At 45.0% G+C, this 13,245-nt stretch carries 15 protein-coding genes and 3 tRNA genes; 2 read left to right on the forward strand and 16 right to left on the reverse strand.

From position 1 onward, the window contains the following. Positions 1–30: 30 nt before the first annotated feature. The 5 genes from H6760_00770 to H6760_00790 all read right to left on the reverse strand — a co-directional run bounded on the left by H6760_00770 (position 31) and on the right by H6760_00790 (position 2,289). Entirely contained in the window at positions 31–987 is a 957-nt protein-coding gene (locus H6760_00770) for a calcium/sodium antiporter (protein ID USN54050.1), read from the reverse strand. A 57-nt stretch (positions 988–1,044) separates the two neighbouring features. Beyond that, a complete protein-coding gene (locus H6760_00775) occupies positions 1,045–1,317 on the reverse strand; it encodes a GIY-YIG nuclease family protein (GenBank protein USN53691.1) in 273 nt (90 codons plus the stop codon). Positions 1,318–1,407: 90 nt separating this feature from the next. Next, positions 1,408–1,484 (reverse strand) — tRNA-Arg (locus tag H6760_00780). Between the two features lie 177 nt (positions 1,485–1,661). Then, a complete protein-coding gene (locus tag H6760_00785; GenBank protein ID USN53692.1) occupies positions 1,662–2,147 on the reverse strand; it encodes a hypothetical protein in 486 nt (161 codons plus the stop codon). 55 nt (positions 2,148–2,202) lie between these two features. After that, a tRNA-Ser gene (locus H6760_00790) sits at positions 2,203–2,289 on the reverse strand. A 189-nt stretch (positions 2,290–2,478) separates the two neighbouring features. Between H6760_00790 and H6760_00795 the strand changes: the two genes are divergently transcribed. Beyond that, positions 2,479–2,988 carry a hypothetical protein gene (locus H6760_00795; GenBank protein ID USN53693.1) on the forward strand — a complete coding sequence of 170 codons (510 nt, stop codon included), beginning with the start codon at positions 2,479–2,481 and terminating at the stop codon, positions 2,986–2,988. A gap of 17 nt (positions 2,989–3,005) precedes the next feature. On the opposite strand, the gene H6760_00800 is transcribed toward H6760_00795, so the two are convergent. The 11 genes from H6760_00800 to H6760_00850 all read right to left on the reverse strand — a co-directional run bounded on the left by H6760_00800 (position 3,006) and on the right by H6760_00850 (position 12,042). Continuing rightward, on the reverse strand, positions 3,006–3,620 hold the full coding sequence (locus H6760_00800) for a hypothetical protein (GenBank protein ID USN53694.1): 615 nt from the start codon (positions 3,618–3,620) through the stop codon (positions 3,006–3,008). Positions 3,621–3,651: 31 nt separating this feature from the next. Then, positions 3,652–4,149 carry a GreA/GreB family elongation factor gene (locus H6760_00805; protein USN53695.1) on the reverse strand — a complete coding sequence of 166 codons (498 nt, stop codon included), beginning with the start codon at positions 4,147–4,149 and terminating at the stop codon, positions 3,652–3,654. Between the two features lie 141 nt (positions 4,150–4,290). Beyond that, positions 4,291–4,794, reverse strand: coding sequence for a hypothetical protein (locus tag H6760_00810; GenBank protein ID USN53696.1), 504 nt, complete (start codon positions 4,792–4,794; stop codon positions 4,291–4,293). Positions 4,795–4,958: 164 nt separating this feature from the next. Continuing rightward, positions 4,959–5,048 (reverse strand) — tRNA-Ser (locus H6760_00815). A gap of 114 nt (positions 5,049–5,162) precedes the next feature. Next, the gene (locus H6760_00820; GenBank protein USN53697.1) at positions 5,163–5,876 is read right to left on the reverse strand and encodes a ComF family protein; all 714 of its coding nucleotides are present in this window, start codon (positions 5,874–5,876) and stop codon (positions 5,163–5,165) included. Between the two features lie 54 nt (positions 5,877–5,930). Beyond that, the gene (locus H6760_00825; protein USN53698.1) at positions 5,931–8,450 is read right to left on the reverse strand and encodes an ATP-dependent Clp protease ATP-binding subunit; all 2,520 of its coding nucleotides are present in this window, start codon (positions 8,448–8,450) and stop codon (positions 5,931–5,933) included. An 86-nt stretch (positions 8,451–8,536) separates the two neighbouring features. Next, the gene (locus tag H6760_00830) at positions 8,537–9,319 is read right to left on the reverse strand and encodes a hypothetical protein (GenBank protein USN53699.1); all 783 of its coding nucleotides are present in this window, start codon (positions 9,317–9,319) and stop codon (positions 8,537–8,539) included. Continuing rightward, the gene (locus H6760_00835) at positions 9,294–10,028 is read right to left on the reverse strand and encodes a hypothetical protein (protein ID USN53700.1); all 735 of its coding nucleotides are present in this window, start codon (positions 10,026–10,028) and stop codon (positions 9,294–9,296) included. Before H6760_00835 ends, H6760_00830 begins: the two co-directional genes overlap by 26 nt. Further along, a complete protein-coding gene (locus H6760_00840; GenBank protein USN53701.1) occupies positions 10,021–10,929 on the reverse strand; it encodes a M48 family metallopeptidase in 909 nt (302 codons plus the stop codon). The genes H6760_00835 and H6760_00840 overlap by 8 nt, the downstream gene beginning before the upstream one ends. Before the next feature lie 16 nt (positions 10,930–10,945). After that, positions 10,946–11,500: a LemA family protein gene (locus tag H6760_00845; GenBank protein USN53702.1), complete on the reverse strand. Its 555-nt coding sequence runs from the start codon at positions 11,498–11,500 to the stop codon at positions 10,946–10,948. Positions 11,501–11,523: 23 nt separating this feature from the next. Further along, positions 11,524–12,042, reverse strand: a complete 519-nt coding sequence (locus tag H6760_00850) for a hypothetical protein (protein ID USN53703.1) — start codon at positions 12,040–12,042, stop codon at positions 11,524–11,526. 174 nt (positions 12,043–12,216) lie between these two features. On the opposite strand from H6760_00850, the gene H6760_00855 reads away from it, so the two are divergent. Then, on the forward strand, positions 12,217–13,245 hold the full coding sequence (locus H6760_00855) for a hypothetical protein (GenBank protein USN53704.1): 1,029 nt from the start codon (positions 12,217–12,219) through the stop codon (positions 13,243–13,245).

Here is a 13,245-nt window from a genome sequence, read left to right on the forward strand (position 1 = left end):
TTCATTAGTAACAAGGATGAGCGGATATGTCTACCCTCGATAGACGAGGTAGCTGATATAGAGGACGTAGAGCAATAGGAAAGTGGTACCCTCCCAGCGCGTGAGCTGGTTTTTCTTCCCCACAAACATAGCCAAGAAAAGCAGAATAGTTACGCCAGCAGCAAAGATAGCATCAAAGGTAATTGTGCCACTAAAGGGAATTTGTAAGATAACTGCCGTTAGGCCCAGTACCCAGAAGACATTGAAAATGTTTGATCCGACAATGTTGCCGATAGCAATATCATTATGTCCACGTGCAGCTGCCACAACTGAGGTAGCAAGCTCGGGAAGGGAAGTGCCAACGGCCACAACGGTGAGTCCAATAATCGCTTCTGATAGACCGGCCAATCTCGCTAGAGTGACTGCATTATCAACAAGTAGCTGCCCACCAAAGTAGAGGCCAATAAGACCGCCTAGAATGAGTAAGGCCGAGGTTCCTGAGGGGTAGGTTTTTACATCCTCGCCTTGATCACCCTCGACACGGCTGACGGAAAAAGCATAAAACATAAAAATGAAGAATACCGCCATGAGGGTGAAACCGTCAGTTCGAGTGATTGCGTTTATCGCGCTTCCATCAAAGAAAATATCGTTTCCCATGATAACAATAAGCACTGCGGCAAGAATGGCAAAAGGGATTTCTCGCCAGACAGTTTGCCGCTTTACTTCCATTGGCCGAATAAAGGAACTGATGCCAAGAATAAGAAGAATATTGGCAATATTACTCCCGAGAATATTTCCTACCGCAATGTCAGCTGTTCCTTTAGCCGCAGAAACAATGTTTACAATAAGCTCTGGCGAGGAGGTGCCAAAAGCCACAATGGTAAGTCCAATAACTAGTGTGGAAACGCCCCAACGCTTCGCAAGTGAGGCAGCGCCTCGTACAAGTGATTCAGCGCCTACGATGAGTAGCGCGAGGCCCAACAGTAAGAGAAAAATGGCAGTAATCATGTCGTCAATAAAAGGGAAAAACAATAAAAGTATAGCAAAAAAGAATAAAAAAAGACATTAGCGAAAAGGATATCGGACAGTGCTATAAGTGGCTTGTAACTGTGTTCGGAGATCTTGACGACCTTTTCCTCCTTTCAAATAACGATCTCTTCGTAGTGCATCAATACTTGAAATATAGATTTCTACGTAAATTAGTTTTAATGGTCTACGATACTTTGTTGATAGTACAAATCCGTTTTGATGTTTTTTAATACGATTATTAAGGTTATTCGTTGAGCCAATATAGAGCTTCTTGTCATATAAGCTTAAAAGAATATAAACGTAATACATAACAGAAGTGACGACATTTCGCCACGAATGTATGTATATAATGATAGTGATTGGTGTCGCGCTAAGCGCGACTTCGCACCACGCTTAGCGTGGTGCGCCCGGCAGGGATCGAACCTACGACCTCAGGCTCCGCAAGCCTGCGCTCTATCCAACTGAGCTACGGGCGCATATATAATGCGTTAGATTTTAATATTGTCATCGAGATGGCCGAGGGGCCAACTGCCCGCTCGCCATCGCTTGCGCTTAGGCGCATGCGGGCGAGAGCTACGGGCGCGTATTCACGCGTAGAGATGACTATATTGAGTCGTTGCGGTAACGACCCTCGGGACTTTAGCGTATCTGCACTAGAGTTTCAAGAGGCGACTAAGTGCCTCCGAAGTAGTCTCATCTTCTCGTTCTAAATCTTCCTCTAAATGCTCGAGAAGTACCTTACGGACCTCAATAGGATTTTCGTCCTCCAAAGGGATAACGAGCATAGGTCGGAAGGTGCTTTTAAAAGGCACGTAGAGCTTTTTTACCTCTGGTGGACGATAAGCAATCCAGAAGTTTTTTAACGCTTCATATTCAAAAAAGTCGTTTCCAATATGCAGACCATCCTCGGTAATATCGATGGTGACATCTTGTGGCCTACGTCGATTTTGCAGTACAAGTATGACCGCAATGATAATGAGGATGATGGCGAAGAGGAAATTAAATGTCAGCATGGCAAACAAGAATGACAGCGCGCCAATCACGCCAACAATCATATACCATCGTCGGCTACGGTTATGTTGGACGTAGTCAGGGAAGTGCCAAGTGGCTAGGACTTCACCGTATTCACTGTCGGCCATAGGTGTGTTGATTAATATTGATGCGTAATGCTGTGCGATTCGTCCTGCGCTAGGGCGGAAGGGGTGGGATTCGAACCCACGGAACCCTTTCAGGCCCAACGGTTTTCAAGACCGTCCCTTTCGACCACTCAGGCACCCTTCCACCTCAGTGCAGGATCTCAATCGCGACCATTCCACAGGTTCAATTCCGTGCGTCAGGTCTTAAAAAATGCACGGCATGAGCACTGGAATTGTACGTAAAACACCAGTTTTTTTCAAGGGGCGAGAGTGATATACTTACTATATTCACGCATTAATATCAAGAGCTATGGAATCACACCTTGGGACGAATATGATTACGTGGTGGGTAATTTTTCCCATCCTCATTTTAGCGGCGGTCGGTATTATTTGGATGATTGCAAAAATGAAGCTCAGTCCGATGAAGCGAGCAGGGATGATTGTTGGCGGTATTTTTACCTTTATTGGTTTTTCCGTTGTGGTGCTGGGTGTGTATTATCAATTGAGTATGCATTTCTCAGGAACTTTTCAGATTTATGCGTATTCAAACTTCGCTCCAAATAATGATCCTTTTAACGAGGTGGTTGGCAGCGACGGTCGTCTACTTACCATGCAAGGCGTTAAGCAGGAAGATGGAAAAGTATTTTTTGTAAAACATCCCGATCCTGATTATCCGACGGGACTATTTGTATTCACGCCAGGTAAAATGATAGTTGCTGAGGAAAAAGATAATCAAATTACCATCCCTGAAGACGTTCCAGGATCATTATCAAATGTCACTAAAACTTCACTTTGGTGGGCGCTGACCAAGGATATTTATCTACTTGAGTCTAAGGCAAGCTAGAGCCTATGCAATTAGTATCAACTCTTTGACGGCCTTGGAGCAAAATATCGCCAGCCGAAAAAGATTAGGACTATAGCCACTAATATCAAACTCAAATACAGCAGTAAGTTTTTTGTGCTTGATTCGGCCTCTTCTGTATCATAGTGAAATGCTTCACGTACAGTAATTTCAATTGCGTCGTTAGGAACGCGAAAAGTTTGAATTACTTCTTCCATTTTCGATATATCCGAGTTTGTCGCTACATTGATGGTAATTTTATTCTTTAACTCATTTATCCCAGAACCCGTGATTCCGTCAACAGTATAAATTATGTTATAAATTTGTTGATACCAACTATTGATTTGATTAAAGCTATATTTTACCGTATCAATTACATATATGGGATTTTCGTCCCTAAATAGCGGTTCTTGAGCCTCTAGTACACTGAGGACACGTTGGTGTACTTCGGGGTCTTCTGAAGCCACATTAATATGTATAATTTGTCCGACATAATAGTAGCCAGCAAATTCAGGCGCAGTAGCTGCAATGTTTAGGAATTTATCATGAATAGAATCTTGGAAAAAGGCAGTACATGGGAACAATAAAATAATAGCTAGGCTAAATAGTCCGCTTTTAAAAATCTTTTTTTGCATAGTCGCAGTCCCTTTATTAAAACACCTGCGTTTATTCTATCCTTATCACCTTACACGTAACCGTTTTAGCTCCTGATTGATAAGTGATACTTTCTCCTACTCGATGACTCATCAGGGCGGAGCCAATAGGTGAATTCTGTGAAATTATTCCTTGGCTTGGATTTGCTTCGGCGGAACCGAGAATCTGATAAGTTTTTTGTTGACCCTCAATCTCAATGGTGACATGATGACCGAGCTGTATTTCAGAAGTGTTTCTTGGCGTTCTGATAATTTCTGCACGCTTTAGTTGATCCTCAAGCTCAAGTATTCTTTGATTCATTCCGCGCAAACGCCCTTTAGCCATTGCATACCCGGCATTTTCAGAAAAATCACCGCCCTCACTAAGTACCTTAACTTCCTCAGCTAAGCGTGCGCGAGTGTTTTTGATCTTTTGCAAAGTTTCTTGCAGTTCGGTGTGTTTTGCTTCTGTGAGACGAGTGTCTGGTACGGCCTGTGCGTATGTGCTTGGTTTTCGTTTTGGAATTCGCATGGCGCTTGTTATATGTTGAGGTGTGTAGAATAACGAGACACAAGGGTTAAGTGCCGTGTATCCATCGATATAGCTGACTGTCGCGACATTATTATATTTAGAATTCGTTACTGTAATTAACCAATTATTATTTGTGTCTGTCTAACGAATTTCAAAAGTGTGTAGAGAGGAGCTTAATATAGGCATATTTTGTCCTTGGTATAAAAAGCCCTGGATTGTATATACTCCCGGCGTTGAAGGAATAGGAATATCGGGGTAGGAGTTTGGAAGAGGATTCCAAAGATATTTGTCTAATCTTGTTTCGTATATTACTTCTTCTCCAGAACTAAAAGTTTTTGAGCTGAGGGAAAGATCATGAACCGCCCGAGAATCCCACAGTTGCTTTCCATTCATATCCGATATTACAAACGCATGTGCGGGATTCCCTCCAAGCTCTATAGTAATAGCTTGATCGCTAGAATTTTTAACATGCAGTTTTAGTGTGACTTCTTCACCAACCCTAATTGAAGCGGGAACATCTAGAGTAAGTTCGAGTAATTTAGCGGAATTCTGTGGAAGGCTGATACGGAGAACTAGATAGGTCCCTATTATTCCAATTAAGACAATCAAGAGAATAAATATCGACTTTTGTGTTGCTAGTTTCATAGTAGAAAAAATGTACTAGCTGTGCTGGCGGAGAGGGTGGGATTCTGCTCCCCCGAGCCATTCACGGAGCTCATGGCTCTCCTCCGCAGCCGGGCGGCCTCGCTGCATCCCTTACGGGCGCTCGGCTCGCCTTCGAATGCAATTATTTTGCCACGCTCAGAGCGTGGCGGAGAGGGTGGGATTCGAACCCACGGAGCCCTTTCGAGCTCAACACATTAGCAGTGTGCTGCTTTCGACCACTCAGCCACCTCTCCATGTAGTATTGCAAAAGTTTTAAAATGACCCAACTCTACACTTCTTCGTTTTATTTTTTTACTCGTCCGCCACGGCTAGACCCTAGGCGTGGCGGGCGGGCCACCTCTCCAAAATTACTTGTCAGTGTTTTTAAGGCCTTTCGCGAATACAAGACCCCACACACGCTTGGCACCGGCCTGTTTACAGACCTGGGCCGCGGCCGCTAAGGTTGCGCCTGTAGTGAACACATCGTCGATGAGTATAACAGATTTTTCCGCGAAATCAAGGCCTGGACGGATTTGAAATGCATTGGCCAAATTTCGGATTCGATCGCTTGCCTGCAATCTGGCCTGCTGTTGCGTGGCTTTCACTCGGAGAAGCGCATCTGTGCTTATTAAGTTCGTTTCCTCAGCTACTACCCGGCTGAGATAAGCACTTTGATTAAAGCCGCGAAAACGTAAGCGTGAAGAATGCAGAGGGATAGGGACGAGTATCGCGTTAGGTAAAGTCGGTTGATGCTCAGTCAGGCTGCGCGCCATGTGTTTACCGAGGAAGGGATATATTCCTTTCCAGAATTTGAATTTATATCCGTGAATAATTTCATGGACAAGGGGAGCTTGGTAGCTAGTGACCGCGATCAAAGCATCGAGAGCTTTTTCTTTTTGGCACGCGTCGCAGGTAGTATTCATCTTATTCGCTTGATGACAAAAAGGACAGACGCGGGGAGCTGCTGGAAATACATTACACTTTTCACATAACCATTCACCTTCGCGTCCGCAACCTAAACACTCGATCGGAAAAAGGAGATCGAGAAGTAGGGTAAAAAGTTTTTGGAGCTGAATTGGCATAGTAGCGTATCATTATCCCGTGAGGGATGATCGCCACCATGTCTAGAATACGGGTCAGGTCGTAAAGGTGAGTTGGCCGTTACGAGCACCTACTGTTACTTTAGCGCCAGCCTGAATTGATCCATCGAGCAATTTAGCCGCTAATGCATTTTCAATATGCTCTTGAATGACGCGACGAACTGCCCGTGCGCCAAATTCTGGCTTAAATCCTGTTTGCGCAATAAATTCTTCAGCGCCACGAGTGAGCTTGATGCTGATATGTTGTTCCTCAAGTCGTTGACGTAACTCCTTCATCTGCAAGCGAACGATCTCGATAACCTGCTCAGGATTTAATGGACGGAACACGATAATCTCATCAAGTCGATTCAGGAACTCCGGTCGAAATTCTCGCTCCACTTCATGCAGCACCTGTTCTTTAATGCGTTGATACTCAGTCTCAAAGTCTGAGCTCTTTTCCTCTTTTGCTGAGGTTGCGAAACCTAGACTGGCTGCTCGCTGCAATTCGGCAATGCCAATATTCGAGGTCATGATGATAATGGTATTTTTGAAGTTCACCCGGCGACCGCTGGCATCGGTTAGGTGGCCATCATCCAATACTTGCAAGAAGACATTAAAAATATCCGGATGCGCTTTTTCAATTTCATCGAGTAATAAGACCGAATACGGTTTACGTCTGATTTGATCTGTTAGGGTGTTTTGATCTTTGTAGCCCACATAACCGGCCGGTGCGCCAAGCAACTTTGAAGTATTAAAACTTTCGCCGTATTCCGACATATCAATGCGAATAAGCGCCTTTGGATCTTTAAAAACTATTTCAGCAATCTTTTTCGCAGTTTCCGTTTTACCAATACCGGAGGGACCCAGGAAAAGGAAAGAGGCAATCGGCCTGCTTGGATGACTTAAGCCAACTCGTGAGCGACGGATAAAACTGGAGACTGACTTGATCGCCTCGTCCTGGCCGACGATGTGTTCTTTCAGTAGCGCTTCCAGGTTTAAGAGGCGTTCTTTTTCCTCTTTCACCAAATCCTCCAGCGGGATGCCGGTAGCGCGTGAAATAACTTCAGCGATTTTTTGCGTATCAACCGTGCCTTCGTAGCGTGATTCCTCGAGGCGAATTTTTTCCTGCAGTTTTTCTAAACGCTTGCGCAGTTGTAATTCTTCATTGCGTGCCTTGACTGCTTCGGCAAAGTTTTCTGATTGTACAGAAGCATTTTTTACCTGCTCTAATTCCTGCAGCCGATTTTCAATTTCCTCGTACTGCTGCATCAACGGACTTTTCTTACGCAGCACTTTTTGCTTCGAAGCCGCTTCATCAATCAAATCAATTGCCTTGTCCGGCAGGAATTTATCTTGGATATAGCGCACACTCATTTGTACGGCAGCTTGTACCGCATCGTCAGTGATGTGCACCCGATGATACTGTTCATAATAACGCTTGATGCCCTGCAGTATTTTAATTGTTTCCTCAGGGGTAGGTTCATCTACAATAATAGGCTGGAAACGTCGCTCTAGGGCCGCGTCAGCTTCAATATGCTTACGATATTCATCGAGTGTGGTGGCGCCAATGCAGCGGACATTCCCTTTTGCCAGGGCGGGCTTCAAAATATTTGCCGCATCCATAGAGCCAGAAGCTGAGCCGGTGCCGACGATGGTGTGCAGCTCATCAATAAAGAGGATGATATTAGGATCAGCTTTAATCTCTTCAATAACCTGACGGAGACGACTTTCAAATTCGCCGCGATACATTGTCCCGGCTACTAGGAGACTCATATCTAAGCTCAAGAGTCGCTTGTTGCGCAGCGCGTCGGGCACTTGTTTTTCCATAATTTTCTTGGCCAGACCCTCCACAATTGCTGTTTTTCCGACTCCCGGGTCTCCAATCAACACAGGATTATTTTTTGTGCGTCGAGAAAGGATATTCATTAAACGATCAATTTCACCCTCTCGGCCGATTACTGGGTCAATACCTTTTTGTAGCGAGGAATTGGTTAATTCGGTGGTGAAAAATTCGAGCGCCGATCCTTTTTGTTGATTTGGGTCACCCATAATACCCGCCTCGAGTGCCTCCTCTTTACCTACCTCAAAGAAACCAGTCAGGTCAGGGAATTTGGTGGTGCTACGGAGGACGACATACACTTGGCGCTGAATCTCTTTCAATTTTATCGCGTGCTCATTGAAGTAGCGTTCTAAGGTGGGATCATTGAGTTGCAATAAACCTAGGAGCAGATGTTCAGTGCCAATATACTTATGTCCGTGCTCTTTTGCGATCAAGGCAGCTTTTTCGGTTGCTCTCTTAGCTGGCAAAGAAAATTTTACCTGCTCTTTGGTAAAATGAAGATCAGGGGAAAGAGGTTCATTCCGCTCAATAATAAAACTCTTGAGTATTTCAGCTTCCACACCCGCCTTGTTTAATATTTCTGCAGCAATACCTCCGCGGCTTTCGAGTAAGCCATAGAGCAAATGTTCAGGGTTTAAAAAGACGTGGCGTAGATCAGCTGATAAACGCGAAGCCTGCTCAAAGGTGGCCTTGAGATGGGTAGTAAATTTTTGTGCTAGAGGTGGTTTCTTCTCCATGAGAAGTAGATTGAAGATACAAAAATGTTCGCTTTATGTCAATCTCTGAAGTCAGAGCTTAGCACGTTGAGCGAGAGATACAAGGCCTATGCTAGTGACTTTTTACTGCGCGTTTCTGCGTAAAGAGTGCCAAGCAGAGAAGTGATAGCCGGCAAGGTGATTAAGATGAGTATACCTCGCAGCCAGACGTTTAATCCGTCGAGTTCAGTAGAGATAACGAAGCAAAGTACAATCAGTACGGCAAAGAGCGCAAAAAGTCGCAAACGTGATTGCCGGGCGTAGTCTCGACTAATGCTTAGGGCCTGCGTCCCTTTTTTCTCCTCCCAGATAACAATGAATGGAGTGTAGGCAAACCATAGAGTAAAGAGAGCCAGGAAGAAGAAGGTAAGCAGGAGGATAGGCAGGACTCCGCCGAAGTACCAGCGACTAATAGCATAGGCTAGCGCAATGCCACTCACCAGTATTGCGCAAAGCGTAATCAAGGCGGGTAGTGAGATAAGGAGTACGCCAGTGTAGCGCTTCCAAAGTGAGATAATTTTCTCTTCACCGCCGAGTATGGCACGATGCAGGATAGAGGTCATCCAGGTAACAAAAAAACCATTCAGCGCAAAGTAGAGCAGGGCAAATCCGATAATGGTAAATGGATCTCCTAAAATATTTACGCTGGCTCGTATGATTCCTGACAGGCTAGAAATAGAAAAGAGTGATCCAAAATCAGGCTTCAGATAGCTTAGCGCAAAGTAAAGCACGGTATTACACGCTACTAACAACAAGGTCACAGCGAAGAGGCCAAACCAAGCATGTTGGAGGTCACGAATCCACCAGCGGCGAAAACTACGAATGTTATTGGGTGTTGTTTTCTCTGGCATGGAAATGAATCAGCTCAGTATAGAGCGAGTAGATGAACACAACAGTGAAAGGCCACAGCAAAATATCACTTGCCAAGGGTCCAAAAACCGGAATAGTGCTAATGGTAGCCGATAGTGCGGCAAGTAAAATAAACCCAAGTAGCGTAATGAGCAGGACAGACCAAAATTTCCCCTTTACTAAACCATTACCTCTTTTTAATGCATCAATCGCAGATTTATTTTCAACAACAACTACCGTTGGCGCAAACATGAACCATATACCTAAGACAATGCCTGGAATAATAAAGAGTATAATTCCGCCCAAGACGGCGAGAGTACCAAGGAATCCAGCTATGAGCAGTGGAAGTGTTTTAGGCAGTACTGCGCGTATTTCATTGGCAATGTTTCGAGAGGAGTTATGGAGTATGCTGATAATGACTCCGGAACCCAGTGTCGTGAAGATGCCGTTTAACAGAATAACCAGAGAGGTAAATGATACCCTCAGCGTAGAAGTAAATTGTTCAGGATTATTAAATGGATCAATAAGGCCGAGATTAGCTTTCACCTGATCAAGACCGCCATTGAGATAGGTGAGTGTCATGGTAATAATGGTTACCAATGCAGAGACAGCGATAATTTGATTTGAGTAGGTCCAGAAGCGCTCCCAGCTCTTTTGGATGATGGTGAAGAGGTTAAAGGAGTTTGTTGCTTGTACCGGTGGATTATCCATGATGTTGGCCGCCCATTTCTCTTAATGCTTGAATACGTTTTTCAATTGGAGGATGAGTAGAGAACACACCTGAGATGTTCTTAGCTACTGTACCGAAAGGATTCGCAATGTACAAATGCGCTGTAGCATTTGAGGCTCGTTGTAATTTCGATGACCGGGATATTTTTTGCAAAGCCGAAGCAAGTCCATCAGGATAGCGAGTAAGCAGCGCACCCGAAGCATCCGCCAGATATTCGCGACGACGGGATACAGCAAATTTAATCAATTGTGCAATGATTGGCGAGAGAATAATGAGCACCAATCCAAGTATGGCAAAAACTGCATTTCCAGAAGATCGATCGCGATTTCCCCGAAAGCTCCTAAGCATCGAGCCCCGGATGAACATGTCCGAGATAATCGCGACCATACCGACCAGCACCGTTACTAGGGTCATGAATCGAATATCATAGTTTCCAATGTGGGAGAGTTCATGCGCCAGCACGCCTTCGAGCTCCTCATTTTCCAAATGCTCCAATAAGCCGCTTGTCACGGCCAGTGAAGCGTGTTTTGGGTCCCGACCAGTAGCAAAGGCGTTCATTGCCTGATCAGGGATAATGTAGATCTGAGGAAGGGGTAGTCCTGATGTGATGCAGAGATTCTCAACCATCCGGTAAAGATAGGGGTTATCTTCCTTGCGAATCGGACGAGCGCCTGATGACCAGAGCGCGACTTTATCCCCAGCAAAGTAGCCGCCTATACTCATGGTAATAGCCAAAAATAGGGCAATACCAAGGAAGAAGACACCGGAATCAGACCACGCGTCGATGGAATAACCCAGAGCTACAATGAAAACGAGGAAGAATACCATCAGTAGCACTGATCGGCGCTTATTTGCGGCAATATGCGTGTAGGTTGTCGCCATGTATCCTTGAGCGCGACTAGAATTTTACCTGAACGTTTTCTCGCTCGCTTGGTTCTTCGATCTCAAAGAATTCGCGAGTCTTGAAGCCAAACATTCCGGCGATCAAGTTGGTTGGGAAAACCTGCAACTTTGTGTTCAGATCTCGTACGTTACCATTAAAGAAGCGACGAGATGCTTGAATCTTGTTTTCCGTGTCAGAGAGCTCGTCCTGTAGTTTGGCAAAGTTTTCTGAAGAACGTAGCTGTGGATAATTTTCCGACACAGCAAAAAGGCTTTTTAAAGCACCAGAGAGAGCGTTTTCTGCCTGTGCTTTTGCCTCAGTTCCCTGGGCGCTAATTGCTTGAGCTCGAGCCTCGGTGACTTTAATAAAGACATTCTGCTCTTGCTGCGCATAACCTTTCACCGTTTCAACGAGATTGGGGATAAGGTCGTGTCGTCGCTTTAACTGAACGTCAATATCTGACCATGCTTCATCAGTGCGGTTGCGTAGACTAATAAGACCGTTGTAGGTTCCCCAGAACCAGAGCGCAATCAGAGCGATAAGTGCGAGTACAATCCAAAGATATAACATAATAGAGTTGCTTAGAAGTTAAATTATTGCGAAAGGACTATTTTTTGAGCTGTACCTTTATTTACTTGTCCAGCAGTATTTTTCGCTAATACTTGTATTTTATCACCAACTGATAGGGAAGAGATAGTAATGCTTTCCTCAGTGGCTGGAGCCGCATCAGTATAGTAGATTGTCCGTACAATAGCAGTATTTTCCTCAATCGTAAGGGTAATTTCTTCTCCATTTTCACCCTGCATAATGAGGGAATTACCTTGAATTCGTGCAATAGTGCCACTAATTCCGATCATTTGACGAGCTTCATCGGAAATTTGCGATCCGGAAAGCCTTTCCAGCGCTCCCATACCTGTTACTTCATTTCCATTCGTGTCACTTTCATTTTGCTGTTGGCCCGGGAACACTAAGACGAGGACGGTAAGAATAGTCAGCACAATAGTAACGCCAATAACTGAACGCATAACCCTAATCCAAGGGTCGTGCGCGTGTTGTCCTAGCTCGGTCTTTCGTATAATGTTTTGTGTCAGACCTGGAGTTTGTTTAGGCATGGGATTTTGTTGACGCTAGGTCGAGAAAGTGGTAGAATTTTTTTGTATTTTTTGGACGAGTGTAATTCGACCATCTGACCTACTCTATGATAGTATAGGTGTGTCGACAAGGCTCTGTCAAAGCCATTTTCCTTACTACAACAAAATTGTGCTACATCGGGGGAGTACATATTGATGCGAATAAATAGTAATTCGCGTCGAAAAAAGCATATTAGTCTGCTCGTCATTCTTGGAGTGACGATGCTGTTTTTTGGTGTTTCCCAAGCATTTGCGTATTGGACTGAGCCTGATTTACCAGCCCCTGATTCCAGCGTGGGATATCCGATTTTCCAGGGCAGTGCAAGTGATATTTCTAGCCTTCTCAGTCAAACTAAGACCGGTGGACTCACTATTGGTCCTCCTGGAACTTTAGATATATCAGGTGGATTAAACACCAGCACTGTTTCTAGCACCTCAAATGTGGTTGTGGACAGTGGCCAGCTCTGTTTAAACGGTTTGTGTATTAGCTCATGGGGTGCGATTGCGGGAGGATATGTCCATCTGAGCCCTATTTCGGCTGATGCGGGTACGCTTTGGGTGCAGAGTAACAGTTCTGACCCGGCGCTAAACTCAAAGATTATTCCTAAAAGCAACTTCTTTGGAGTCCGCAGTATTGCCGCAGAGCCAAGTCCAGCTGCTCAGACTGCTGGAATAGCAGGTGATAGTTCAGATCAAGCCTCACCACCCGGAGACACTCCCACCTATGGTATCGGTGGCGTGGCGGTTAACATCTCCTTCTGTGTTGGTGGAAGTAACGCCGGCGAGGTGTGTACGGCAAATAGCGATTGTACTTCAAATGTTTGTACGCCATACGATAAGAGTACGGGTGTATGGGGCTCAAATGGTGGAAATGCGAATGCCTGGGCTGGACGTTTCGATGGTCGGGTCGGTGTAGAAGGCGAACTTTGTATTAACGGCGATTGTCGCGATGTTTCAAACTGGGGCCCACCTGGTGGGTATAACGATTATGTGCGGGTACAAGACAGCGGTGATCCTATTTTCCAAAGCGGTTTGGTAAAAATTCAAGGTACAGTGAAGAGTGGTCAGTTTGTTTTAGGTGCGCCGACTGCCTCCACCTCAATTTTGTTGACCTGCGGCGATAATCTTTGTAATTACGGTGAAAATGGCGAAAATATTGTAAATTGCGCGGAGGATTGTTCCTAA

The sequence above is a fragment of the Candidatus Nomurabacteria bacterium genome (assembly GCA_023898465.1).
Classification (GTDB): Bacteria; Patescibacteriota; Patescibacteriia; order HK-STAS-PATE-3; family HK-STAS-PATE-3; genus HK-STAS-PATE-3.